At 74.4% G+C, this 26,009-nt stretch carries 16 protein-coding genes and 1 pseudogene; 5 read left to right on the top strand and 12 right to left on the bottom strand.

What is annotated here, in order from left to right; translation table 11 throughout:
* From M0638_RS28900 to M0638_RS18550, 8 genes and pseudogenes are all read right to left on the bottom strand, one after another.
* Positions 1-2,265, bottom strand: a pseudogene (locus M0638_RS28900) (hypothetical protein); the annotation flags it as partial.
* 412 nt (positions 2,266-2,677) lie between these two features.
* The gene (locus tag M0638_RS18580) at positions 2,678-3,589 is read right to left on the bottom strand and encodes a bestrophin family protein (RefSeq protein WP_248668502.1); all 912 of its coding nucleotides are present in this window, start codon (positions 3,587-3,589) and stop codon (positions 2,678-2,680) included.
* Positions 3,590-4,114: 525 nt separating this feature from the next.
* The gene (locus tag M0638_RS18575; protein ID WP_248668501.1) at positions 4,115-4,750 is read right to left on the bottom strand and encodes a thiol-disulfide oxidoreductase DCC family protein; all 636 of its coding nucleotides are present in this window, start codon (positions 4,748-4,750) and stop codon (positions 4,115-4,117) included.
* Complete coding sequence (locus tag M0638_RS18570; protein WP_248668500.1) at positions 4,747-5,700, bottom strand: MBL fold metallo-hydrolase; 954 nt, start codon at positions 5,698-5,700, stop codon at positions 4,747-4,749. The genes M0638_RS18575 and M0638_RS18570 overlap by 4 nt, the downstream gene beginning before the upstream one ends.
* A 356-nt stretch (positions 5,701-6,056) precedes the next feature.
* A complete protein-coding gene (locus tag M0638_RS18565) occupies positions 6,057-6,629 on the bottom strand; it encodes a GNAT family N-acetyltransferase (protein WP_248668499.1) in 573 nt (190 codons plus the stop codon).
* Between the two features lie 339 nt (positions 6,630-6,968).
* Positions 6,969-8,897: an RNA polymerase sigma factor RpoD gene (gene rpoD / locus M0638_RS18560; protein WP_248668498.1), complete on the bottom strand. Its 1,929-nt coding sequence runs from the start codon at positions 8,895-8,897 to the stop codon at positions 6,969-6,971.
* Between the two features lie 253 nt (positions 8,898-9,150).
* A complete protein-coding gene (gene dnaG / locus M0638_RS18555) occupies positions 9,151-10,992 on the bottom strand; it encodes a DNA primase (protein ID WP_248668497.1) in 1,842 nt (613 codons plus the stop codon).
* A gap of 22 nt (positions 10,993-11,014) precedes the next feature.
* Positions 11,015-11,473, bottom strand: coding sequence for a GatB/YqeY domain-containing protein (locus M0638_RS18550; protein ID WP_248668496.1), 459 nt, complete (start codon positions 11,471-11,473; stop codon positions 11,015-11,017).
* Between the two features lie 194 nt (positions 11,474-11,667).
* Here M0638_RS18550 and carA point away from each other — a divergent pair, with 194 nt between their 5' ends.
* The 5 genes from carA to M0638_RS18525 all read left to right on the top strand — a co-directional run bounded on the left by carA (position 11,668) and on the right by M0638_RS18525 (position 19,460).
* Positions 11,668-13,137 (top strand): glutamine-hydrolyzing carbamoyl-phosphate synthase small subunit, encoded by a 1,470-nt coding sequence (gene carA / locus M0638_RS18545; protein WP_248668495.1) that lies wholly within the window; start codon positions 11,668-11,670, stop codon positions 13,135-13,137.
* A gap of 46 nt (positions 13,138-13,183) precedes the next feature.
* A complete protein-coding gene (carB, locus tag M0638_RS18540) occupies positions 13,184-16,429 on the top strand; it encodes a carbamoyl-phosphate synthase large subunit (protein ID WP_248668494.1) in 3,246 nt (1,081 codons plus the stop codon).
* 160 nt (positions 16,430-16,589) lie between these two features.
* Entirely contained in the window at positions 16,590-17,063 is a 474-nt protein-coding gene (greA, locus tag M0638_RS18535) for a transcription elongation factor GreA (RefSeq protein WP_248668493.1), read from the top strand.
* Between the two features lie 123 nt (positions 17,064-17,186).
* The gene (locus M0638_RS18530) at positions 17,187-18,401 is read left to right on the top strand and encodes a threonine ammonia-lyase (RefSeq protein ID WP_248668492.1); all 1,215 of its coding nucleotides are present in this window, start codon (positions 17,187-17,189) and stop codon (positions 18,399-18,401) included.
* Positions 18,402-18,590: 189 nt separating this feature from the next.
* Positions 18,591-19,460 carry a class I SAM-dependent methyltransferase gene (locus M0638_RS18525; RefSeq protein WP_248668491.1) on the top strand — a complete coding sequence of 290 codons (870 nt, stop codon included), beginning with the start codon at positions 18,591-18,593 and terminating at the stop codon, positions 19,458-19,460.
* 136 nt (positions 19,461-19,596) lie between these two features.
* Here the strand turns inward: M0638_RS18525 and M0638_RS18520 are convergent, their stop codons facing one another.
* The 4 genes from M0638_RS18520 to M0638_RS18505 all read right to left on the bottom strand — a co-directional run bounded on the left by M0638_RS18520 (position 19,597) and on the right by M0638_RS18505 (position 26,009).
* Positions 19,597-22,101 carry a glycosyltransferase family 61 protein gene (locus M0638_RS18520; RefSeq protein ID WP_248668490.1) on the bottom strand — a complete coding sequence of 835 codons (2,505 nt, stop codon included), beginning with the start codon at positions 22,099-22,101 and terminating at the stop codon, positions 19,597-19,599.
* 190 nt (positions 22,102-22,291) lie between these two features.
* Positions 22,292-23,470, bottom strand: a complete 1,179-nt coding sequence (locus tag M0638_RS18515) for a hypothetical protein (RefSeq protein ID WP_248668489.1) — start codon at positions 23,468-23,470, stop codon at positions 22,292-22,294.
* The gene (locus tag M0638_RS18510) at positions 23,467-24,279 is read right to left on the bottom strand and encodes a glycosyltransferase family protein (RefSeq protein WP_248668488.1); all 813 of its coding nucleotides are present in this window, start codon (positions 24,277-24,279) and stop codon (positions 23,467-23,469) included. Before M0638_RS18510 ends, M0638_RS18515 begins: the two co-directional genes overlap by 4 nt.
* Entirely contained in the window at positions 24,276-26,009 is a 1,734-nt protein-coding gene (locus M0638_RS18505) for a capsular biosynthesis protein (RefSeq protein ID WP_248668487.1), read from the bottom strand. The genes M0638_RS18510 and M0638_RS18505 overlap by 4 nt, the downstream gene beginning before the upstream one ends.

Here is a 26,009-nt window from a genome sequence, read left to right as displayed (position 1 = left end):
GTCGCCGGTCGCGTCGGCGAGGCCGGCCACGGTCCAGTAGGCGGGATCGGCCATGCCGACCAGCCCGCCGCCGGCGATCCGCGTCCCGTCCAGCGCCCACAGCGCCACCTCGCCGCCGGCGCCGCGCCACAGGAGGTCCGCCCGCCCGTCGCCGGTCGCGTCGGCGAGGCCGGCCACGGTCCAGTAGGCGGGATCGGCCATGCCGACCAGCCCGCCGCCGGCGATCCGCGTCCCGTCCAGCGCCCACAGCGCCACCTCGCCGCCGGCGCCGCGCCACAGGAGGTCCGCCCGCCCGTCGCCGGTCGCGTCGGCGAGGCCGGCCACGGTCCAGTAGGTGGGATCGGCGACGGCGATGTTGCCGCCATCGACGATGGCGCCGCCATCCAGCGCCCAGAGCAGCACCTCGCCGCCGCCACCGTGCCAGAGCAGGTCGGCCCGGCCGTCGCCGTTCGCGTCGGAGGCGGGCGGCGGCGGCAGCCGGATCTCGCGATCGGCGAAGCGCAGCACCTCGACGCCGAGCAGCGTGTCGGTGCCGAGGCCCGGACCGCTCACCAGCCAGGCGGCGCCGATGCGCGACCAGCTCGCCTGATCGGCGGCGACGCCGAACACGGCGACGTCGCGCCCCGCGCCGCCGGTCAGGAGGTCGTCCCCGGCGCCGCCCGTCAGCGTGTCGTCGCCGGCGTCGCCTTCCAGGATGTCGTCGCCGCCGCCGCCGGCCAGCGCGTCGTCGAGCGGCGTGCCGAGGATGGTGTCGGCCGCCGCCGTGCCGGTGCGCAGGTTGGCGAAGGTGTCGGGCAGGAAATCCTCGATGCCGAGGGTGACGGGCGCGTCCTTCGAGCCGACCCGGATCACCAGGTCTAGGGAGTCGAGCCGGAAGTCGATGCCGGTCGGCGGGTCGGCGGCGTAGGTGACGTCGTTGCCGCGCTCGGCGCCGCCCGTGTCCACCAGCAGCCAGCCGCCGGCCGGCTGGCCGTCCTCGAACGCCGGAAGCCACCAGACCTGGTAGTAGCGGGCGCCGAGATCGGCACCCGGCAGGTCCATCCCCTCCTCCGGGCTGCCCGTCGGCGCCCCAGTCGGCGCCCCAGTCGGCGCCCCCGTCGGCACCGATGCGCCGTCGAGGGTGCCGCGCCAGACCAGCGGCAGCTTCATCGGCGCGGCACCATCGGCGTCGGCGAGGTAGTCGCCGGTCTCCAGCCGGCCGGCGGCCTCGCCCAGTCCGATCCGGTCGCCCTGCGCGCGGCTGAAATCGGCCAGCGTGTCCATCGCCGACAGGGTGGAGGAGGCGCCGTTGTGCCGGTTGCCGGCAACGAGGAGAAAGGTGTCGGCGCCGGCGCCGCCCTCGTACCGGTCGGCGCCGGCGCCGCCGGCCAGCACGTCGTTGCCGTCGCCGCCGCGCAGCACGTCGTCGCCGCCGGCGCCGTCGAGGCTGTCATCGCCCTCGCCGCCCTCCAGCACGTCGTCGCCGAGGCCGCCGTCGATCGAGTCGTCGCCGCCATGGCCGCGCAGCAGGTCGGCGCCGGTGCCGCCGAACAGGATGTCGCCGGTGCTGCCGCCGTCGACGCGGTCGTCGCCGCTCACGCCGTAGAGGAAGAGGCGGATGCCGCCGGAGGAGACGGCGGTGGCGTCGATGGTCAGCGCGTCGCCGGCGCCGCCGTAGTCGGTGCGGGTGCTGCCGGTGATCAGCAGCCGGTAGGGCAGCCCGCTGTCGCCGCCATCGTAGGTGGAGGCCACCGTCGCGTCGTCGAGGACCAGGGTCACGTCGCCGGCGGTGACGCGGATCTGCTCCACGTCGCGCAGCGTCCACGGGCCCAGCGCGACCGAGAGCGGGCCGCTGATCTCCAGCGTGTCGTAGCCGCTGCCGCCGTCGATCCGGTCGCCGGCGTCGAACGCGCCGCCCGCGACGATCCGGTCGTCGCCCGCGCCGGCGAGGACGGTGTCGGCGCCGCCGCCGGTCAGGCCGACATAGTCGCCGTTGCCGCCGCCGGTCAGGGTCTGGCCGCCGGCCGCGTCGAGCAGCACGCCGCTGTCGGGAAACGCGAAATTGTAGCCGTGCAGCGCGCCCAGCGCCGTATCCGCCAGGATCACCGTCGTGCCGTCGATCGTGACCAGCAGGTCGCCGCCGGACTGGGTGAGGACGAGGGAAGAGGCGGTGCGGGACGGGAACCCGCCCGCCTCGAAGCGGGTATCGGTGAAGGCGAGGAGGTCGACGGCGGGATCGAAGGCGATGCGCTGGCCGCCGCTGGCCGTGAAGTCGATCCGTGCCATCCTGGCTCCCGGCCACGCCGCCGGAAGCTGCAGGCGCCGCCGGCCATGTAGCACGGCGATGCTGAAGGAATGGTTTAGAGCGGATCGCCGACGGGCGGACACGCCCGGCGGCGTGAATCCGCGCCGAGAACAACGAGCCACAGCGAATCGCAGTCCCAGCCGGACTGCGGTTCGCTGTAGAGCGTCCTCGGGGGATGCTCCGAACCATCTGGGCGCGCGCCCCCGGCGCCTCGGGAAACGCGCCGGATCAAGGGGCCGGAGCCGTTCCGGCCCGATACCGTCAGGCCGGAACGGCTCCGGAGCGGATCGCCGGAAGGCGGGCACGCCCGCAGGCGCGAGGCCGCGCCGAAGGCGACGATCCATGGCGAGGCGCGGCCCGGCCGGGCCGCGCCTCGCAGGGCCGCCCCGCCGGTCAGCGCAGCACGAAGCGCTCGGCCACGAGCGGCGGCGGCACGGCCGGCTCGCCCAGGGCCTCCAGCAGGTCGATCTCGATCACCCGCACCAGCGCGTCGAGCGGCAGGTCGTTGGCGGCCAGGCCGAAGGGTTCCTCCAGCTCGTCGCTCAGCGCATCGAGGCCGAACAGCGCGTAGGCCAGGATGGCGGCGATCGCCGGGGTGGCGAAGCCCAGCGTGCCGACGAAGCCGAAGGGCATCAGCAGGCAGAACAGCCAGGCCGTGCGGTGCAGCAGCAGCGAGTAGGCGTAGGGCAGCGGCGTGTTGCGGATGCGCTCGCAGCCCGCCAGGACCGCCGTCATCGCGTTCAGGTGCGCGGCGAGCGCGGCGTAGAGGACATCGCTGATCTGGCCGGCGCGCAGGCACCCGGCCAGGTCGGCGGCCTGCCGGCGCAGCACCGCCTCCGGCCGGTTGCGCAGCGGGCGCAGCGCCTCGGCCTCCCCGGGCGGCAGCCAGGGACGGGCCTTCTCCAGCCCGTCCAGGCCGCGCAGGCCGGCGGCGGCGAGGTGGGCGAAGGCGGCGAGGCGACGCAGCAGGCGCGACCGCAGAGCGGGGTCCGGCAGCAGCGCCACGCCCTCGCGCGCGAAGGCCCGGGTCTCGGTGACCAGCAGCCCCCACTGCTTCCGCCCTTCCCACCACCGGTCGTAGCAGGCGTTGTTGCGGAAGCCGAGGAAGATCGAGAGCGCGATGCCGAGCAGGGTGAAGGGCGCGGCGGTGAATTCCGGGAAGCCGTGGGGATGCAGCCGGTCCGCCACGGCCAGCGCCAGGGCCAGCAGGGCGATCAGCAGGAGGCGCGGCAGCACCAGCGGCACGATCGAGCCGCGCATGGCGAAGAGCAGGTCGAAGGGGCCAGGGCGCGGGCGGACGATCATCGCGGACTTCCGGTTGCGGGCGCCCTGGCTACGGCCCTTCCCGCCGCGCCGCAGCCCCTCCTTTCGCATGCGTGCGCTGCGTCGCGTCGCGGTCCGGCACCAGCCAGCCGCGATAGAGCGGATCGCCGGCGGGCGGACCCGCCCGGCGGCGTGAATCCGCGCCGGGACCAACCAGAGCGGATCGCCGGCGGGCGGACCCGCCCGGCGGCGTGAATCCGCGCCGGGAACAACCAGAGCGGATCGCCGGAGGGCGGACACGCCCGGAGGCGCGAATCCGCTCGGAAAACAATGGGATAGGGCGGCACGCAGTCCTAACTGGTCTGCGTCCCGCTCTAGCGACAGCGAACCGCAGTCTCAACCGGACTGCGGTTCGCCGTAGGCGACGAGACGCCCGAGCCCGGGCACGGCGACCGACACGGCGAAGCGGAACCGCTTCCCGCGCCGCGACGCGCGGGCAGAGGGCGGATGGCAGCGGCAGCGGGCCGAGCAGGCGGGCGAAGAGCGGCGGCGCGCGCCCCGCGCCGCTCACGCTTCCGGTGCCAGCCCGTCCGGCAGGATGCGGCGGCGCAGCTCGGGGCCGGGCAGCGGGCAGGCGTCGCTGCGGCCGAAGAGTCGGTAGCGGCTGCCGGCGACGCGGTCGTAGAGCCCGTCGCGCAGCCGGCACGGCAGCAGGCCGAGCAGCCGCACCCAGCCCCAGCCCGGCAGCCGGCGCAGCACGGCGATGGCGGCATCGGACTTGAAGAGGGCGCGGCCTTCCAGCAGCACCGCCACGCTTTCCGGCGCCGCCGGGTCGATGCCGAGTCGCTCCGCCAGCGGGCGGCCGGCCGGCGACTGGACCGAGGCGAAGCGGAAGCGCGCCGCCCGGTCGCGCGCCGCCACGAAGCGGATCGAGCGGGCGCAGAGCAGGCAGACGCCGTCGAACAGGATCAGCCCGTCGAGCTCCCGGCCGGCCGCGCCGGGCAGGCCGTCGAGTGGCCGCAGGTGCCAGGCCCGGGCGCCGCGGCCCGGCGTCGTCCGCCCGGATTCCCGCGGGGCCTCCGCCCCGCCCGCCGCCGGGAGCTTCCCGCCGATCCTCCCCGGCGCCTCTCCCGCCCTCGCCGGCCGGGCCGCCTGCTGGTTGCCCGCGTCGGCGTCCCGGTCGGCCGGCCGGGGCCGGCTCAACGGGTCACGCCGTTCGGCGGCGTGAGAATCGGGTCGATCGGGATGCGGATGTAGCGCACCCCGTTATCCTCCGGTTCGGGGAGGCGGCCGGCGCGCAGGTTCACCTGCACCGAGGGCAGCATCAGGCGCGGCAGCGCCAGGGTGGCATCGCGGGCCCGGCGCAGCGCCACGTATTCCGGCTCGGTGGTGCCCTCGTGGACGTGGATGTTGCCGGCGCGCTGGGCGGCGACGTCCGTCTCCCAGGCCACGGCGTCGCGCCCCGGCGCCTTGTAGTCGTGGCAGACGTAGAGGCGGGTGCCGGGCGGCAGCGACAGCAGGCGGTTGATCGAGCGGTAGAGCAGCGCCGCGTCGCCGCCCGGGAAGTCGCAGCGGGCCGTGCCGCTGTCGGGCATGAACAGCGTGTCGCCGACGAAGGCCGCGACCGGCTCCCAGCCCGGGTTCCCCCCGGTCGGCGCCGCCCCGGCCGGATCCGCGGCGCCGGCGGCGCCGACCAGGTAGCTCAGGCTGTCCGGGGTGTGGCCCGGCGTGGCCATGGCCCGTGCCGGCAGGGCGCCGATCGCGAAGCCGTCGCCATCGGCGAACAGCCGGTCGAAGGCCGGGGCGTCGCGGCCGAAGTTGAACAGCTTGCCGAAGTTGCGGCGCACCGTCTCCACCTCGGCGCCGATGCCGACGGCGCCGCCCAGCGCGCGCTGGACGTAGGGCGCGGCGGAGAGGTGGTCGGCATGGACATGCGTCTCCAGCACCCATTCGCAGGCCAGCCCGCGCTCGCGGACGGCGGCGATGACGCGGTCGGCGGGCGCGGAGTCGGTGCGGCCGGAGACGGGGTCGAAGCCCAGCACCGCATCGATCACGGCGCAGCGCCGCGTCAGCGGGCAGGCGACGAGATAGGAGATCGTGCCGGAGTCGGGGTCGTGGAATCCCGAGATGTCCGGAGACGCCGGGTTTGCCATGGCGTCCATGCTAGCAGAGCGCCGGGGCGGGGCGACGGAATTCTCGCCTCCGGGCGGGGCGCGAAACGGGGTTGCAACAGTCCGAAGCCGGCCGCCGTGCACAGGCGCGGCGGGGATGTGCTGCCATGCACGGACGGACGGCGGCGCCCTGCTGCCCCCTCCCCCCGGCGGCCATCGCACCTCCCCCCCTCGATGGCCCGGGGCGCCGCCGTTCCCGCCGGCCGCCTGCTCCGGTCGCCTGCTCCGGTCCGGCACGCGGCCTCTCCCGGCGCTCAGGCCACCCCGTTGGGCCACCCCGCTGGGCCACCCCGCGCGCGATGCCGGCCCGCGCGGGCCTGAACCCGCGCGGGCCGGCATCAGCCTGCGAGCAGGCGTTCGGGCACGACGAGGCCGAGGCGGGTGGGGATGCGCCAGACCTCGCGCACCACGCGCAGCGTGCGGAAGCCGGCCGCGTGGTAGTTCGGCAGGGCGCGCGGGTGGTCGGCGGTGCAGGTGTTCACCGTCAGCCAGGCGCAGCCCTCCGCCCAGGCGGTGTCGACGGCGTGCCGCAGCAGGGCCCGGCCCCAGCCACGGCCCACCGCGTGCGGCAGCAGGCCGAAATAGGCGAGGTTGGTGCCGGGCGGCATGCGCCGGTCCAACTCGTAGAAGCCGGCCGGCTCGCCATCGGCATAGAGCACGTGCACCGAGACCCGCGGGTCCTCCAGGACGGCTTCCAGCTCGGCGTCCGGCACGGTGCGGCGCAGCCACCAGAGGTAGTCGTTGCCCACCCTGGCGTAGAGGAAGCGGTAGAAAGGCAGGGTGCAGCGGGTGAGGCGCTCCACCCGGACGGTGGCCGGCAGGGCGGGACCGGGCTCGATCGGGGCGCGGTCCATGCGCAGGAACGTCACGTGCACCACCGCCGACACCGTCGGCTCCGACCGCCCGATCATCGCTTCCCCCAGATCCCTTCGCCCGGATCGACCGCCCGCCCGGACGCCGACGGGCCACGGGAACGGCGCGGACAGCCCAGGCGGCCCCGGCCACCGCACCCGCCGCCGCACCCGCCGCCGCCCCGGCGCACGGGCATCGGGCACTTCGCCCGAACGCCGCCCGCTTGTCGAGACGGCGCGTCGAGGCCGGCGCGGCCGCACGCCGCCGGGCGTGTCCGCCCGCCGGCGATCCGCTCTAGAGCCGATCCAGCCTGACTGTATCAGGCCGGAACGGCTCTAGCCTTTTGATTTTTCGCATTTTCCGAGTCGCTGAGCGAGGACGCTCAGCTTGAAAATGCTCTAGTTGTCGAGGAACGAGCGCAGCTTGCGGCTGCGGCTCGGGTGCTTGAGCTTGCGCAGCGCCTTGGCCTCGATCTGGCGGATGCGCTCGCGCGTCACGTTGAACTGCTGGCCGACCTCCTCCAGCGTGTGGTCGGTGTTCATGCCGATGCCGAAGCGCATGCGCAGCACGCGCTCCTCGCGCGGGGTGAGCGAGGAGAGCACCCGCGTCGTCGCCTCGCGCAGGTTGGACTGGATCGCGAAGTCGAGCGGGATGACGGCGTTCTTGTCCTCGATGAAGTCGCCGAGGTGGCTGTCCTCCTCGTCGCCGATCGGCGTCTCCAGGGAGATCGGCTCCTTGGCGATCTTCATCACCTTGCGCACCTTCTCGAGCGGCATGCCGAGCTTCTCGGCCAGCTCCTCGGGGGTGGGCTCGCGGCCGATCTCGTGCAGCATCTGCCGGCCCGTGCGCACCAGCTTGTTGATCGTCTCGATCATGTGCACGGGGATGCGGATGGTGCGCGCCTGGTCGGCGATGCTGCGCGTGATGGCCTGGCGGATCCACCACGTCGCGTAGGTGCTGAACTTGTAGCCGCGGCGGTACTCGAACTTGTCCACCGCCTTCATCAGGCCGATGTTGCCCTCCTGGATCAGGTCCAGGAACTGCAGGCCGCGATTGGTGTACTTCTTGGCGATCGAGATCACGAGGCGCAGGTTGGCCTCGATCATCTCCTTCTTCGCCTGCGTCATGTCGCGCTCGCCGCGCGAGACGGTCTGGAAGACGCGGCGGAATTCGGCGATCGGCAGGCCGGTCTCGTTGGCCACCATCGCGATCCGGGCACGGATCGACTCGACGTCGTCGGCGGATTTCGCGACGAAGGTCTTCCAGGCCTTGCCGGGCAGCCGGTTCAGCCGCTCCACCCAGCCCGGCTCCAGCTCGTGGCCGCGGTACTGGGTCAGGAATTCGTCGCGCTTGACCTTGGAGGCCTCCGCGAGGCGCAGGAGCTGGCCCTCGAGGCCGGTGAGCTTGCGGTTGAGGGTCTTGAGGCCCTCCACCAGCTCCTCGATGCGGTTGTTGTGCAGGTGCACCTGGCCGACCAGCGCCACCAGCTCCTGGCGCGCCTTGTCGTAGGTCTTCTCGCCCTTGCCGGCCAGCTCCTCGCCGGAGGTGTAGGCCTCCATGCGCTTGCTCTGGAGCTTCTGCAGCTTCTCGGTATGGCCCTCGATCGCCTCGAAGGCGGCCAGCGCCTCGGGCTTGAGCTTCTCCTCGAGCGCCGAGAGGGACAGGCCGATGCCCTCGCCCTCCTCGCCCTCCTCGAACTCCTCCTCGGCGGCGGGGGCGCCGGCCTCGGGGTTGCCGGCGATGTGGGTGGCCTCGAGGTCGATCACGTCGCGCAGCAGCATGCGGCCCTCGCGCACCGCCTCGTGCCAGCCGACGATGGCGCGGAAGGTGAGCGGGCTCTCGCAGAGGCCGCCGATCATCATGTCGCGGCCGGCCTCGATGCGCTTGGCGATGGCGATCTCGCCCTCGCGCGAGAGCAGCTCCACCGAGCCCATCTCGCGCAGGTACATGCGCACCGGGTCGTCGGTGCGGCCGAGGCTCTCCTCGTCGACGTTGCCGCCGGACTCCTCGTCGCCCTCCTCCTTGCCCTCCTCGCCCTCCGCCTTGGCGGCGGGCTTCTGGGCGCCGTCGCCCTCCTCGCCCTCCTCGCCCTCGACCACGTTGATGCCGAGCTCGTTGAGCATGGCCAGCGTGTCCTCGATGGTCTCGGAGGAGACCTGCTCGGGCGGCAGGGCGGCGTTCACCTCGTCGTAGGTGACGTAGCCGCGCTCCTTGCCGCGGGCGACCAGCTTCTTGACCGAGGAGGTCAGGGTGTCGACCAGCACGCCCTCCACCGCCTCCTCGCGGCTCTCCACCGTGTCCGTGCCGCTCGCTGCCTTGCTCGCCATCAAACCTGCTCCGCTCACGCCTTGATTTTGGACGCCGCCCTGATCCGTCCCGCGCCCCTGCCGCGGGGCCCCCGGGGGGTCGGTGAACGCCAGTCCGCCGTCTCCCGCCGCCCCGGCCGGACGCGCGGGCGCTACGCATCCTTCCACGGCGGGAAACGGTCACGAGAACCTTCCGACGGGCGCCCCGAAGGGGAGCCCCGATGGGGGCCAACGCCGCCGCGCCCCGTCGCGCGCGGCGCGGGTGCCGGCGGCGTCAGTGTTCCGAGACGGCCTCGGCCTCGTGGCGCCGCAACGCCTCGATCGCCTCGGCCAGCCGCTTCATCCGCTGCGCCGATACCGGGTCGTTGGTCGCGATCCAGTGGTGCCTGGCCTCAGCAAGATCGGCTTCGAGATGCTCGCCTCCGCGCAGCTGGGCAAAGAAGTGCCACCAACCATCCAGGGCCTCCTTCGGTTGGGCATCCTCGCGGGCGGCGGGCGGCAGGCCGACGACGCCCAGGGTCCAGCCCGCGTCCTCCGCGAGTCCAGCCTGGGCGAGGTGGTTCATCAGCCCTTCCGAGTCAAGAACCTCCGCGCCGGCGAGCCAGCCGAGCAGGGCGTCGCGCAGCGCATCGCAGCGCGGGGCCTGGAAGTCGAGCAGCGTCAGCGCCTCCTCCACCTCGGGCAGCATCCAGGGGTGGCGGAGCAGGATGGCCAGCAGCATGCGGGCCTGGCTGAGCCGCACCTCGGCCGGGTCGATCGCCAGCCGGGGCGGCATCCGGGGCGACGGGGCGGCGAGGCGCGCGGCGCCGCCGGCGGGACGCCCCCTGCCCTCGCCCCGCCGGCCCGGCTGCCGGTCGGGGCGGCCGGCGAAGAAGCGGTTCAGCAGGGCGCTGCGCATCTCGGCGGCGAGGGCACGGTCCGGGATCTGCGCCGCCGCCGCGACGATGGCGTTGCGCAGCGCGGCGCGCTGGGCCGGGCCGTCGCCGGGGTGCTCGGCGGCCAGCGCGCGGAACAGCGCGTCCTCCAGCGGGGCGGCGCCTTCCAGCACCGCCTCCATGGCGCGCGGGCCGTTGGCCTTCACCAGCGTGTCCGGGTCCTCGCCGGCCGGCAACGTCGCGATGCGCAGCGTGCGCTCGGGCGAGAGCAGCGGCAGGGCGACGCGCACCGCCCGCGCGGCGGCGCGGCCGCCGGCCGCGTCGCCATCGAAGCAGAGGCAGGGCTCGGGCGAGACCTGCCAGAGCGCCTGGAGCTGGTCCTCGGTCAGCGCCGTGCCGAGCGGCGCGACGGCGCCGGCCAGCCCCGCCTGGTGCAGGGCGATCACGTCCATGTAGCCCTCGACCACCAGCAGCCGCGCCCGGCCGCGGAACACCGACTCGCGGGCGCGGTCCAGCGCGTAGAGCGAGCGGCGCTTGGCGAAGACCGGCGTCTCCGGGGTGTTGAGGTATTTCGGCTGCCCCTCCCCCATGATGCGGCCGCCGAAGCCGATCATCCGCCCGCGCGCGTCGCGGATCGGGAACATCACGCGGTTGAAGAAGAATTCCGAGAGGGCACCGCCCTCCTCGGGCTGCCGCACCAGCCCGGCCTCGACGAGCTGGGCGGGCTCGATCCCCTCCTCCCGCAGCGAGGCCACCAGCGCGCCGCGGCCGCCGCCGGACCAGCCGAGGCCGAAGCCGGCGATGGTCTCCTCCGTCAGCCCCCGGCCGCGCAGGTAGTCGAGCGCGGCGCGGCCTTCCGGCAGGCGCAGGCGGCGGGCGAAGACGGCGGCGGCGGCCTCCAGCACGCCGTGCAGGTCGCGGGCACGGGCGGCGCGGCGGGCCTCCTCGCGGGAGGGCCTGGGCACCTCCATCCCGGCCTCGGCGGCCAGCCGCTCCACCGCCTCGGGGAAGGCGGCGCCGTCGGTCTGCATCAGGAAGCTGATCGCATCCCCGTGCGCGCCGCAGCCGAAGCAGTGGTAGTGGTCGTCGTAGACGTAGAAGCTCGGCGACTTCTCGTTGTGGAAGGGGCAGCACGCCTTCCAGATGCGGCCGTTGCGCACGAGGCGCGTGCGGCGGCCGACCAGCGGCGCCAGCGGCGTGCGGGCGCGCAGCTCGTCGAGGAAGGCGGGCGGCAGGGCCATCCGGCGTCCGGCTCTCCCGCGCTCAGGCCGAGAGCCGCGCCTTCACCAGCGGCCCGGCGGCCGCCATGTCGAGCGTCGCCGCGTGCTTCGCCCTGAGCGCGGCCATCACCTTGCCCATGTCCTTGATCGAGGCGGCGCCGGTCTCGGCCACGGCGGCATCGACCGCCGCCTGCATCGCGGCGGCGTCCATCTGCTGCGGCAGGAAGCTCTCGATCACGGCGATCTCGGCCTCCTCCTTGGCCGCCAGCTCGGGGCGGTTGCCCTGGCGGTACAGCTCGACGCTCTCGCGCCGGCTCTTGGCCATGCCGCGCAGCATGGAGACCACCTGCTCCTCCGGCACCTTGTCCACGCCGGAGGGGCGGGCGGCGATGTCGGTGTCCTTGAGCCTGGCCAGGATCATGCGCAGGGTGGAGACGCGCGGGGCATCGCCGGCCTTCATGGCGGTCTTGAGCTCGTCGGTGAAGCGGGTGCGCAGGTCCATGGCGTTACGAATCCGGTGGTTGGGAAATCGCGGCCGGTCGGGCGGGCCGTCCGTCCGGCATGGTACCGCCCCGGGGCGGCCGCGTCATGGCCGGCGCACCGGCGGCCGCCCCGCCCGGGCCGCATGGCCGATAGGCGGGAAGAAATTTCCCGATCACTCGGTCGAGAGTTGATCCGGGAAGTTTTTTCCCACATATGCCGCCCATGCGCACCGTGGAAGAGATCGTCGCCCTGATGGGCGGAGCCGAGGCCGCCGCCCTGCGTTGCGGCGTCGGCACGGAGGCCATCCGCAAGTGGCGGCAGGCCCGCTCCGTGCCGGCCAAGCACTGGCCGGCCATCCTGCGGGCCACCGGCCTTGCGCTCGACGACCTTCCCCGGCCCGATGCGGCCCCGCCGGCGTCGCCCCTTCCGGCCGCCGCCGCGGCCGTTCCTGCCGTGACCACCCCTCCGGAGAATGCCATGCCCGCGACCGAGACGGCCGACCAGTCCGGCAACGAGGAGGCTCCGGCCGGCGCCACCGCCTGCCTGGTGCTCGGCGACGGCCACGTCTTCTGGGGGCGCGGCTTCGGAGCCCACACGGCGCCGGGCGGCGCGGCGGTGGGCGAGCTGTGCTTCAACACCGGCATGACGGGGTACCAGGAGACGCTGACCGACCCCTCCTATGCCGGGCAGATCATCACCTTCACCTTCCCGCACATCGGCAACGTGGGCGCCAACCCCGAGGACCTGGAGGCGACCACCCCGGCCGCGCGCGGCCTCGTGGTCAAGCAGGACGTGACGGAGCCCGCCAACTGGCGCGCCACGCGCGGGCTGGACGAGTGGCTGAAGAGCTTCGGCATCCCCGGCATCGCGGGCGTCGACACGCGCGCGCTGACCATGCGCATCCGCGACGGCGGCCCGCCCAACGCGGTGCTGTGCCACCCGGCCGACGGCCGCTTCGACCTGCCGGCGCTGCGCGCCCAGGCCGCCGGCTGGGCCGGGCTGGAGGGGATGGACCTCGCCAAGGAAGTCTCCTGCCGGCAGAGCTACCGCTGGGAGGAGGGCCTCTGGCGGCAGGGCGAGGGCTACGCGAAGGCGCCGGCGGCGAAGCACCGCGTCGTCGCCGTGGACTACGGCGCCAAGCGCAACATCCTGCGCTGCCTCGTCGATGCCGGCTGCGAGGTGACGGTGGTGCCCGCGACCGCCACCGCCGAGGACATCCTGCGCCACGAGCCGGACGGCGTGTTCCTCTCCAACGGCCCCGGCGACCCGGCGGCGACGGGCGAGTACGCGGTGCCGGCGATCCGCGGCGTGCTCGATGCCGGCAAGCCGGTGTTCGGCATCTGCCTCGGCCACCAGCTCCTGGCGCTGTCGCTCGGCGCGCGGACCTACAAGCTGGAGCGCGGCCATCGCGGCGCCAACCAGCCGGTGAAGGACCTGGCCACGGGCCGGGTGGAGATCACCTCGCAGAACCACGGCTTCGCGGTGGACGAGAAATCCCTGCCGGAGACGGTGAAGGTGACGCATACCTCGCTGTTCGACGGCTCCAACGAGGGCATCGCCTCGACCGAGAAGCCGGCCTTCTCGGTGCAGTACCACCCGGAGGCCTCGCCCGGCCCCTCCGACAGCCACTACCTGTTCCACCGCTTCGTCGAGCTGATCGAGAAGCAGCAGAAGTCGGCCTGAGCCGACGCACCGCCCGCATCCCCTCGATCAGACAGGTTCCGTTCCCATGCCCAAGCGCACCGACCTCAAGACCATCATGATCATCGGCGCCGGCCCGATCGTGATCGGCCAGGCCTGCGAGTTCGACTATTCCGGCGCCCAGGCCTGCAAGGCGCTGCGCGAGGAGGGCTACCGGGTGGTGCTGGTCAACAGCAACCCGGCCACCATCATGACCGACCCCGGGCTGGCCGACGCCACCTATGTCGAGCCGATCACGCCCGAGATCGTCGAGAAGATCATCGCCAAGGAGCGCCCGGACGCGCTGCTGCCCACCATGGGCGGGCAGACCGCGCTCAACACCTCGCTCAAGCTCGCCGAGGCCGGCGTGCTGGAGAAGTACGGCTGCGAGCTGATCGGCGCCAAGGCCGAGGTGATCGACAAGGCCGAGGACCGGCTGAAGTTCCGCGACGCGATGACCAAGATCGGCATCGAGAGCCCGCGCTCGGCCATCGCCCACACCATGGAGGAGGCGCGCGCCGGGCTGGAGGAGGTGAAGCTTCCCTGCGTCATCCGCCCGAGCTTCACCCTGGGCGGCACGGGCGGCGGCATCGCCTACAACAAGGAGGAGTTCGAGCAGATCGTCTCCGCGGGCCTCGCCGCCTCGATGACCACCGAGGTGCTGATCGAGGAGAGCGTGCTCGGCTGGAAGGAGTTCGAGATGGAGGTGGTCCGCGATTCGGCGGACAACTGCATCATCGTCTGCTCCATCGAGAACCTCGACCCGATGGGCGTCCATACGGGCGATTCCATCACCGTGGCGCCGGCGCTGACGCTGACCGACAAGGAATACCAGCGCATGCGCGATGCCTCCATCGCCTGCCTGCGCGAGATCGGCGTCGACACGGGCGGCTCGAACGTGCAGTTCGGCATCAATCCCGTCGATGGCCGCATGGTGGTCATCGAGATGAACCCGCGCGTCTCGCGCTCCTCGGCGCTCGCCTCGAAGGCCACCGGCTTCCCGATCGCCAAGATCGCGGCCAAGCTCGCCGTGGGCTACACGCTGGACGAGCTGAAGAACGACATCACCCGCGTCACGCCCGCGAGCTTCGAGCCGACCATCGACTACGTGGTGGTCAAGATCCCGCGCTTCACCTTCGAGAAGTTCCCCGGCACGCCGAACACGCTGACCACCAGCATGAAGAGCGTGGGCGAGGCGATGGCGATCGGCCGCTCCTTCGCGGAAGCCCTGCAGAAGGGCCTGCGCTCGCTGGAGACCGGGCTTTCCGGGCTCGACGAGGTGGAGGTGCCGGGCGACGGCTCGCCCGAGGCGTTCCGCGCGGCGCTGACCACGGCGCGGCCGAACCGGCTGCTGGTCGCGGCGCAGGCGCTGCGCGCGGGCATGTCGGTGGAGGCGATCGAGCAGGCCTGCCACTTCGACCCGTGGTTCCTGCGCGAGTTCCAGCGCATCATCGACGCCGAGAACGAGGTCCGCGCCCACGGCCTGCCGCGCGACGCGACCGGGCTGCGGCGGATCAAGGCGCTCGGCTTCTCCGACCGGCGCCTGGCGCAGCTCGCGGGCACCGACGAGGTCTCGGTCAAGGCGCTGCGCGATTCGCTCGGCGTGCAGCCGGTCTACAAGCGCATCGACACCTGCGCCGCCGAATTCGGCTCCGACACGCCCTACATGTACTCGACCTACGAGGGCGGCTTCGGCACGCCGGAATGCGAGAGCCGGCCCACGGCGCGCGAGAAGGTGGTGATCCTCGGCGGCGGCCCGAACCGCATCGGCCAGGGCATCGAGTTCGACTACTGCTGCGTCCACGCCGCCTACGCGCTGAAGGAGGCGGGGTTCGAGACCATCATGGTCAACTGCAACCCCGAGACCGTCTCCACCGACTACGACACCTCCGACCGGCTCTACTTCGAGCCGCTGACCGCCGAGGACGTGATCGCGCTGATCCGCAAGGAGCAGTCGAACGGCACGGTGCTCGGCTGCATCGTGCAGTATGGCGGCCAGACGCCGCTGCGCCTCTCGCAGGCGCTGGAGGAGGCGGGCATCCCGATCCTCGGCACCAGCGCCGAGGCGATCGACATCGCCGAGGACCGCGAGCGCTTCCAGCAGCTCCTGCGCGGCCTCGGCCTGCGCCAGCCGGAGAACGGCACGGCGCGCACCGTCGAGGAGGCGGAGAAGGAGGCCGAGCGCGTCGGCTTCCCGGTCGTCGTCCGCCCCTCCTACGTGCTGGGCGGCCGGGCGATGGAGATCGCCTACGACAAGGCCCAGCTCCAGCGCTTCACCCGCGTCGCCATGCAGGTCTCGGGCGACAACCCGGTGCTGATCGACCGCTACCTCAACGACGCGATCGAGGTGGACGTGGACTGCATCTGCGACGCGGACGGCCAGGTCTATGTCGCCGGCGTGATGGAGCATATCGAGGAGGCGGGCATCCATTCCGGCGATTCCGCCTGCTCGCTGCCACCCTACTCGCTGCCGCCGGTGATCGTGACCGAGCTGAAGGCGCAGACCGAGGCGATGGCCAAGGCGCTGAAGGTGCGCGGCCTGATGAACGTGCAGTACGCGGTCAAGGACGGCGAGATCTACGTGCTGGAGGTCAACCCGCGCGCCTCCCGCACCGTGCCCTTCGTCGCCAAGGCGACCGGCGTGCCGGTCGCCAAGATCGGCGCGCGCGTCATGGCGGGCGCGACGCTCGCCGAGTTCAACCTCGACGACGACGCGGTCAGCCGCCACGTCGCGGTGAAGGAGGCGGTGTTCCCGTTCAGCCGCTTCCCCAACGTGGACGTGATCCTGGGCCCGGAGATGAAGTCCACCGGCGAGGTGATGGGGCTCGACCATTCCTTCGAGCGCGCCTTCGCCAAGTCCCAGCTCGGCGCCGGGGTGAAGCTGCCGCTGGAGGGCACCGCCTTCGTCTCGGTCCGCGACGGCGACAAGGGCGCGGCCGTGCCGCTGGCGCGCCGCCTGCACGAGATGGGCTTCCGGGTGATGGCGACCGCCGGCACCGCCGCCCGCATCCGCGAGGCCGGGCTGCCGGTGCAGGTGGTGCGCAAGGTGCTGGAAGGCCGGCCGCACTGCGTGGACGCGATCAAGTCTGGCGAGATCCAGCTCGTCATCAACACGGCCGGCACCGGCCAGTCGGTGGCGGACAGCTTCGACATCCGCCGCTCCGCCCTCACCCAGGGCGTGCCGCACTACACCACCGTGGCCGGCGCCCGGGCGGCGGTGCATGCCATCGCGGCGCTCAAGGCGGGAACCCTTGATGTGGCGCCGCTACAGTCGTACTTTCGCCCTTCGTTCTGAGTGCATCCTGGGCGGGGCCGAGCCTTGCCCGGGCGCGTTCGTGACTCCATCTCTCCCGGCTACCCAGTCGGGCCAGCCAGCCGGGGCCGAAGGGCGGCCCCGGTCGGGGACAGGGCCGGCACGACGGGGATGCGATACAGGGCTGAAGGAAAGGCGTGCCGTGCAGAAGTTCCCCATGACCGCGGAAGGTCTCGCCCGCCTTGAGGAGGAGCTGAGGCACCTGAAGTCCGAGGAGCGCCCGGCCGTGATCCGGGCGATCGCCGAGGCGCGGGCGCATGGCGACCTCTCCGAGAACGCCGAGTACCACGCGGCGCGGGAACGCCAGTCCTTCATCGAGGGCCGCATCGCCGAGCTCGAGTCCGTCATTCCCTCGGCCGAGGTGATCGACGTCTCCCGCCTCTCCGGCAACCAGGTGAAGTTCGGCGCCCGCGTCACCATCGTCGACGAGGAGAGCGACGAGGAGAAGACCTACCGAATCGTCGGCGCGCACGAGGCCGACATCAAGGAAGGCTCGATCTCCATCTCCTCGCCGCTGGCCAAGGCGCTGATCGGCAAGACGCTGGGCGACAGCGTCGAGGTCCCCGCCCCCGGCGGCTCCCGCGCCTACGAGATTACCGCCGTCCGTTTCAACTGACGGCGCCCGCCCTGCATGTCCCGGGCCGGGGGGCGCGGCCCTCCAGACCCGGGACGACAGGCGACCGACCCTGGACCCCGGCAGCAGCGCCGGCGGGCGGTGCGCCGGAGCAGGAGAGTGACCATGACCGGTCTGCCAACAGTCGGCATCGCCGAGGTCCGCGCGGCCGCCGCGCGCATCCGGGGCACGGTGCTGCGCACGCCGATCGTGGAGAGCCACGCCGTCTCCCGCGCCACCGGGGCCCGCGCCTTCCTCAAGCTCGAGACGCTCCAGGCCACCGGCGCCTTCAAGGAGCGCGGCGCCGCCAACCGCATCGCCCTGCTCTCCGAGGCCGAGCGCGCGGCGGGCGTCGTCGCCATGTCGGCCGGCAACCACGCCCAGGCGGTGGCGCGGCACGCGACGCTGCAGGGCATCCGCGCCGTGATCGTGATGCCGCGCTTCACGCCACTGACCAAGGTGGCGCGCACCCAGGCCTTCGGCGGCCAGGTGGTGCTGCACGGCGACACGCTGGCCGAGGCCGCCGCGCACGCGAGCGAACTGGCCGGGCGCGACGGGCTGGTCTTCATCCATCCCTACGACGATGCCGGCGTGGTCGCGGGCCAGGGCACGCTGGCGCTGGAGATGCTGGAGGAGGTGCCGGAGCTCGACGCGCTGGTGCTGCCGATCGGCGGCGGCGGGCTGATCGCCGGCTGCGCCGCGGCGGCCGCCGCGCTGCGGCCCGGCCTGCCGGTCTACGGCGTCGAGGTCGAGGGCTACCCGGCCATGGCGCAGCTCCTGCGCGGCGAGGCGGTGCATGTCGGCGGCCCGACCATCGCCGAGGGCATCGCGGTGCGCGACGTCGGGAAGCTGCCGCTGGAGATCGTCCGCCGCCACGTGCGCGAGGTGCTGGTGGTGCCCGAGCGCGCCGCCGAGCAGGCCATCGCGCTGCTGGCCGAGGGGGCGCGCGTGGTGGCCGAGGGCGCCGGCGCCGTCGCGCTGGCCGCGCTGCTCGCCTACCCCGAGCGGTTCCGCGGCGCCGCCGTCGGCCTCGCCGTCTCGGGCGGCAACATCGATGCGCGCATCCTGGCCAACGTGCTGCTGCGCAACCTGCTGCGCGACGGGCGGCTGCTGCGCCTGCACCTCGACATCCCGGACCGCCCCGGCGTGCTGGCCGACATCGCGACGCGCGTCGCCGAGCAGGGCGGCAACGTCATCGAGGTCTCGCACCAGCGCCTGTTCGCCGCGCCCTCCGTGCAGTCGGCGGAGCTGGAGCTGATGATCGAGGTGCGCGACCAGGCGCAGGCGGCGCTGATCGTCGCGGCGCTGGAGGCGGCGCAGTACGTGGTGCGCATCGGCTGAACGGCACCGCCCGGGGCCGCATCCGACGGCCGTCCCGGGCGTTCCTCACTCCCGGAGGTGCCGCGCCGGGACCGTCGGGGCGGCACGCGGAACGGACGGCGGCAGGAAGACGGGCAGATCGTGGCTGCATCATTTCGCGAGGTGCTCGCAGGCCGTTCCCTGGAGGAGTTGTTCGGGAGGTGGCAGCCCGTGCCGGTGCCGCCTGAGGCGGCCGCCCGCCTCGGCTTTCCGCCGCGGGCCTTCATCGACTGGGTGCTGTCGCTGCCGCGGCTGCCCTTCGACGGCGTCGGTCCGAGCGAGGACTTCCTGGAGCCGCCGAGCTTCTACATGGCGCAGCTCCACCGCCACTGGCTGACGCTGGAAGCGGTGCGGCGCCACCTGCCGCATGACGGCTTCCTGGTCGATCTGGGCTCCTACCCGTTCGGCATCCCGATCGCGCTGCGCGACTTCTGCCTGCATCGCGGCCGGATCGCCGCCAGCGCCATCCAGCCCCTGCCGCCCGAGCAGTCGGCGCTGCTGCGCGGCTACGGCATCGAGCACTTCGCCGCCGACCTCGATCCCCACGTGGTGGACGAGACCACGCGCGGCCTGGAATGCCGCATTCCCTGCCCCGACGGGGCCGCCGACCTGGTGCTGCTCGCGCACGTCGTCGAGCATCTCTACCACCCGCTCGACATCCTGCGCGAGGCGCTGCGCGCGCTGCGGCCGGGCGGCATGCTGGTCGTCACCACGCAGAACGCGCGGCAGGTCGACACCTTCGACAACCTGGCCGCCGGCCATCCCTTCCTGCACCAGCCGGTCGCGTCCAGCTCGGCCATGGTGATGGGCCACTGGCGCGGCCCGGTCCGCTTCTTCACGGCCGAGGACATGGAGACGATGCTGCGCGCGGCCGGCTTCGACGTGGCCGCGACGGAATTCGCGCACTGCTTCTACCACGCCTTCCTGCCCGGCCACTTCGCGCGGCCCGAGCCGGCGCTGGCCGGGTGGAAGCTCGACATCGTCGTGCCACACCCGCAATTCCGCAACACGCTGACGGTGTTCGCCCAGCGGCCGGCCTGACCGGACAGCCTGACCGGCCGGCCTGGCCGATCGGCCCGACCGGCTGGCCCGACCGGCTGGCCCGCCTCCGCCGCGGCGGCAGCCGCGTCGCGCCCGCTCGCGGAACGCGGCCCGGCGATCCGCTCCGGAGGCGCCCTCAGCGCCCGGGCAGCAGGACGATGGTGGCACCCAGCACCGCCGGCGGCGTGTCCTCGACGCGCAGCGACAGGATCACCTCGCCATCCCAGTCCGCCGGCGCCAGCGCCGGCAGGTCGAGCGACAGCGTCGCCGGGCAGCCGATGCGGCGCGTCCCGGCCGGAGCGGTGCCGGCTCCCCAGTCCGGCAGGGTGCCGGCCGCCGACTTCGCCCCCGACCCGAGCATCGACAGGAACAGACGCCGCCAGCTGCCGCCGCACCGGAAGTCCAGCACGATCCCGAAAGCCGCCGACTCCGCGGGGGCCTGCTCGGCCAGGCCGGCCGAGAGCAGCAGCCGCACCGATCCGCGCCAGCGGAAGGCCAGCCCCGCCAGGGCATAGCCGGGCCCGTCGGCCAGCTTCGCCGCGTGCAGCCGGCCGGCCGGGTCGGCGATGGCCTGGCAGCTTCCGGCCGGCTCGGCCCGCTCCAGCACGCCGGGCGTGCCCTCGGCCGCCAGGGGCGGCGCGCCGCGCGGCAGCCCCGCCCCGCGCGGCCGGGTGGTGGCGACCAGCAGGTCGTAGCCATGCGCGGGCGAGACCGGGAAGGCCTGGAACAGCAGGCCGAGGCCGAGGCTGCCGGCGGCGGCGATCACCGCCGCGGCGGTCCCGATGGGCGGGGCGAGCAGGATGGTGCCGCCGCGCCCGCCCTCGTCGATGCACGGGGCGAGACGGCGCAGCAGCGCCACCTGCATCGGCAGGGGCAGGACCGGCGAGAGCAGGGCGAGCGGGCAGGCGCCGCCCGGCAGGCGCCGGAGCAGGGAGTCGAGCACCGCCGGCAGGCTCGGCAGCAGCACCGGCGAGCCGGCCAGCAGCGCCTGCACCGAGGCACCCCGCCGCTGGCCGTGCTCGACCGCCCGCCGGTCGCCGGAATGCGCCAGCACCGCCAGGGCACGCGAATCGCCCTCGGGGGTCAGGCGCATGGCGATGTTGGCGGCGAGCAGGAAGGGTGCCTCGTCCGGCCGGGCGGCCGGCAGCGCGGCGAGCAGGGCGGCGAGGTCGCCCGCCAGCGCCTCGCCCGGCGCCGGCGGATGCGCGCCGCCCGGCAGATCCCCGGCCCGCAGATCCCCGGCCCGTAGATTCCCGGCCGGCAGATCCCTGCCCGGCCGATCCCCGGGCACCCCGCCGGACACTCCCTCGGGCGCCGCCCCGGGCAGCCTCCCGGCCAGCCGCAACACGGCCGGCAGCAGCCGCAGCAGCGCGGGAAGGTCGAGCGCGGCCGGCAGCGCGGCGGGCGACGCCCCGGCGGGTGCGAGGGGGGCGGGCAGCACGTCGCCCGGCGCCACCCCGAGCCGGCGTATCGCCCGCTCCAGGGTCTCGGTCGGGACCAGGAAGTCGGCGTTGTAGAGATTCGGATCGAGCGGCCCGTCGGCGATCGCCGGCCCGGCCACCACCCCGTAACCCACCCCCGCCGCCACGCAGGCGAGCTGGTTCTCGCGCAGGTCCACCGCCGGCACCAGGCTCGGGGCCAGGAACAGCTCCAGCCCCGTGGCCCCGGGGCGCGCGAAGGCGACGTTGGCCGAGCCGCTGCCATGCGCGAAGACCAGGGCCTCCGCATTGGCGATGCGCGCGATCTTCTCGGCCGGGCTCAGCGTCTCGCCCAGCTCCTCGACGAAGCCGTGCCGCTCCAGCGCGCGCAGCAGCGGCACCTCGTTCAGCACGCGCCGGTAGGCGGCGCCGCGGCGCGACAGGTAGAGCCGGCGCGGCAGGACGACGCCCGCCGCCGCCGCCTCGGCGTGGCGCCGGATGCGCTCCATCTCCGCCCGCGCATCCGCGAAGACGGGGAAGAAGGACTTCCCGGGCCAGGAGAGCGGCACGTAGAGCAGGTCCCGCACGCGCACCGGCCGGTCGGCATGGATGAAGGCGACGCGGGCGAGGCCGAGCGCCTCGGCGAAGAAGCGGAAGTACTCGCCGAAGCGGCGCGGCACGACGATCCGCAGCGGCAGGTCCGGCAGGGCGCGGGAGAGGACGATCAGCCGGGCGAGTCCCCAGTAGATCAGGTGCCCGAAGGCGGAGGAGAGGTGGTAGTCGAGCCAGAACACCGGCCCTTCCAGCACCGGCAGCGCCGCCGGGTCGATCGCCGCCCGCCACGCCGGCTCGGCTCCCTCCCCCGCCGGCTCCCAGCCATGCGGCACCTCCTGCGCGGCGAAGCTCTCGGCCAGCAGGGTGCGGCCGTCGAGCAGGATCGTCTCCTCGCCGGTGAGCACGGCGTCGTGCAGCCGCAGCAGCTCCACCGCGGGGAATTCGCGGTGGAGGTCGAACATGGCGGCGGGCGTGACGGGCCGGTCGTCCCAGAGCAGCGTCTCGGGGAATTCGGCGACGTTCTCGAAGACCGGCGGCGGCAGGCGCAGGCCGCGCGCGGGGAACAGGGTCGCCCGCCGATGCCCGGGCGCCGGTACGGCGATCGAAGCGGGATCGACGGCGTGGGCGAGCTGCGCCGCCGTCGCCACGCGCGCGGTCAGCCGCGTCACGGCGTGCCTTCCGGGGCGGCGTGACCCGCGCGCCCGGCAACCGGCGCCGGGGAGGAGGATGCGAGGGCGGCACCGGAGGCACCCCCGCGGGCGGCACCGTGGGCGCCTCCGGGGGTTCCTCCGGGTGCGCCCACGGGAGCGGCCCGGCGGCGTCCCTGGACGGGGGAGGCGCCGCGCCGCGCCATGCCGCTCATCCCGCCACCAGCGACACCGAGGCGCCGAGCGCCGCGCGGGGCAGGTCCTCGACGCGCACGGACAGGATCACCTCGCCGCTCCAGCCGGCCGGGGCCAGCGCCGGCAGGTCGAGCAGCAGCGCGCGCTCGCCGCCCAGGGCCAGCACCGCGTCGGGCGGCGCGCCGGCACCCCAGCCCGGCAGGTGGCCGAGCCGCCCCGCCGGCGGCGGCTCGGAGACGGCGAGGAACAGCCGGTGCCAGCCGCCGCCCTCGCGCCCGAAATCCAGCACCAGCCCCATCGCGCCGCGCAGGGCGCGGCGCGGCCGCGTCGAGGGGCCGGGATGCAGCATCGCCGCCAGCCGGCCGCGCCAGCGGAAGGCGAGGCCGGCCACGGCGTGGCCGACCGTCTCGTCCGGCGTGGCCGCGAACAGGCGGCCATCCGGGTGCGCCTCGGCCAGGTCGAGGTCGGGGTCGTGCACGGCGGTCAGGCAGCCGACCTCGCCGGCGGCGTCGAGACCGCCCGGGGCGCCGGGCAGGGGCGCGGCGGGGCAGGTGCGGGCCAGCACGAGGTCGCAGCCGATCCCGGCCGGCATCGCGAAGGGATGCAGCGCGGCGCCGGTGCCGAAGCAGTCGGCGGCCGCCAGCAGCAGGCCGGCGGCCCCGGCGGGCGGGCAGAGGAGCAGCGTGCCGCCCTCGGCCATCCCCGCCCCGACCGGGCCGGCGAGGCGGCGCAGCAGCGCGATCTGCAGGGCGGGGCCGGCGGCCGGCGAGACGCAGGCGGTCGCCCAGCGGCCATGCGCCGCAGGCGGCGTCAGCCGGTCGAGCGCCGGCAGGACGCCCGCCGCGAGGTCCAGCGGCACCATGTCCGGCACGCGGCCGGGCGGCAGCCCCGCGAGCAGCATCTCCCGCTCCGCCCCGGTCGCCACCAGCAGGCCGGCGGGCCCGTCGCCGTGCCGCCGCAGCGCGTGCCGCGCGGCCAGCACGAAGGCCGCGCGGGCCAGCAGCCGGTCGGGCGTCGCCACGCCGTCGCCGGGCGGGAAGGCGGTCCGCGCCGCGTCGCCGGCACGCGGCAGCCGGTCGGGCAATTGCCGCAGGAAGCCCGGCAGGTCGAAGGCCGGCGGGTCGAAGCCTGGTGGGTCGAAGCCTGGCGGGTCGAAGTCTGGCGGGTCGCGGCCAGGAAGGTCTGGCGGACTCACGCCGCGCGCGGCTCCGCCGGGGCGGTGCTGCCGCCGGCGCGCAGGGTCTCGTACTCGGCCGGCACGCCGCAGAATTGCAGCGCGCCCGGCGGCACGACGGCGTAGTGGACCCGGCCGCCCGCCGTGATCAGGTGGTTGTAGAGCGGCGCCACGTAGAGTTCCGGCGCCGAGGGGCGCCGGCGCTCGGCCGCCAATGCCGCGCCGAACGCCCCGGCATGCGCGAAGTGGTAGAGGCCGGTGCAGCAGAGGTCGGAGAGCGGTCGCTTCTCCGCCGTCTCCGCCACCAGCGGCTCCGCCTCCCCCGGTGGCCCGCCCGCCGGGAAGTCCGCCGGCACCTCCGCCAGCACCTCCACCGGCACCTCCGCCGGGCGGACGTAGGACCAGTTGGCGCCGCCGCCGCGGAACACCTCCAGGTAGCCGTCCGAGCGCGCGAACCAGCGTGCCTCCGGGAAGCGGAAGCCGGGGCGGAAGGTATCGATGTTGAAGACGGTGAGCGGCTCGGCCGGGCCGATGCCGGCGCGTTCGAGGCCAAGCGCCACCGTCTCCGCCTGCCCGGCGGTGGGCGCGTCCAGCAGCACGGTGGCGGCGTCGCGGATGCCGAGCGCCGCGCATTCGCGCGCCACGAAGCCGGCGGTGCCGTCCACGTCGCGGGCGATCAGCAGGAAGCGCCCGGTGGCGAAGTAGCGCTCGAAGCTGGCCAGGGCGTGCGCGAACACGCTGCGGCCGCCGAGCGGCAGCATGTACTTGGGCCGGTCGTAGCCGGCCTCGGCGAAGCGCCGGGAGAGGCCGGCCATCGGGATCACGATCATGCCGGCACCCGCTCCAGCGCCGCGTAGAGCCGCAGCGCGTTGGCGATGAAGGCGCGCTGGCGGTCCGGCCGGTCGGCGTGGAGCGGCAGCATGGACAGGAACAGCCCGGTCATCGCCGCCCGCACGGCCGGGCCGGCGGCGTGCACCCCGTCCACCGAGAGGTCGGCGAAGGCCTCCTCCAGCCAGGCCTGGTGCGGCGCCGGCTCGAAGCGGATGGCGAGGTCGTGCGGCGAGGGCGCCTCCAGCCGGTAGCGCCCGGCCAGGATCAGGTCGTAGCGGCCGAGGATGGAGTGGGCGAGCTTGGCGAGGTCGTAGCGCAGGTCGCCGTGGAGGCCGGGATGGCCGGGGCGCACATGGCCGCGCGGGTCGATCAGCCGGATGCGGCGGGCGCGGGCGTTCCAGAGGATGTTGCTGAAGCAGAAGTCGCCGTGCATCACGCACTCGGCGCGCCCGTCGCGCGTCTCGGCGAGTGCGGCCAGCGACTCGGCGATCGCGGCGAGCGAGGGCAGCGGCCGGCCGTCCAGGCGCATCGGGTGGTCGATGTCGAAGCCGCTCTCGCGCGCGAAGCGGGCGAGCCGGCGCAGCGTCTTGCGCCCGGCGAGCTCCGCCAGCACCGCGTCGCCCGAGCCGGGCGCGGCGCCGGGACGGCGGGAGGCGGCGCAGAGCGCCAGGAAGTCGGCGCAGGAATCGAGGATGCGCAGCCAGCCCGGCCGCCCCAGCGCGCCGAAGACGTAGAGCTCCGACAGGGCCGGCATGTGCTCGTACTCGGTCTCGTACCAGGCGCGCCCGGCCTCGCCCCCCGCCTCGTCCCCGCCCGAATCCAGCAGGCGCGCGCCGTAGAGGCGCAGCGGCGCCGGCAGGCCGCCGAGCCAGGCGGCCTCGGCGCGCATCTTGTCGCGGTCCGCGCTCGACTTGCGGGCGGTGAGGCCGTCGATCCGCAGCGCGTTGAAGTGCCGCGCGGTGGTGACGGCGCGGCGGGAGTGGAAGTAGGTCTGCAGGTGGCCGAAGTCGAACCACGCCCCGGCGGTGGCGGCGCGCACGGCGTGGCGGGCGGCGTAGAGGTTGATGCCCTCGATGAAGTCGTAGCGGGCGCGGGTGATGTCGCGCACCAGGGCGGTGGCGCTGCGGAAGGCGAAGTAGCCGCAGGCGATCGGCCGGCGGGCGTCGCCGCGGCCGGGGCCGGCGGTCTCCAGCCGGCGCACCAGCCCCTCGGCCAGCTCCGCCTCGGCCCAGGAATACTCGTCGCCGCCGGCGGCGACGGCGATCAGGTCCGTGGGCGGATCCTGCGGCCCGGCCGGCAGGTCGCGGAGCAGCGTGTCGCCGTGCAGGATGCGCAGGGGCTGGTCGGGCAGGCCGATGTAGTTGACCGCGTACACCACCGCCTCGCCGAGCGGGAGGCCGGGCGGGACCGGCACCACGACGACGCCGGCCGCCTCCAGCCGCCGCGCATCCTCGCCCGGCAGCCGGTAGTCCTCGGGCAGGGTCAGGTGCACGGGCCAGCGCGCGGCCCGGTGGGCCGCGATGCGCTCGAGCTGGAGCTCGTAGAGGCGCGAATTCCCCACCGGCAGCATGCAGGGCGGCAACGGGCCGAACTCGGCCGCGAGCTCCTGGCCGACATAGGCCGAGGACAGGATCAGCCAGGCGCCGGCGGACGCGCCGGGCGGCGCAGGGACCGGGGCCGGGGCCGGGGCCGGCGCGGTGCCCGGCGGCCCGGGCGGGAGGGCGGACAT

It is taken from the genome of Roseomonas acroporae (assembly GCF_023223525.1).
Lineage (GTDB): Bacteria > Pseudomonadota > Alphaproteobacteria > Acetobacterales > Acetobacteraceae > Roseomonas_E > Roseomonas_E acroporae.
The sequence above is the reverse complement of the archived record's forward strand: the minus strand, read 5'-3'. Positions and strand labels throughout refer to the sequence as shown.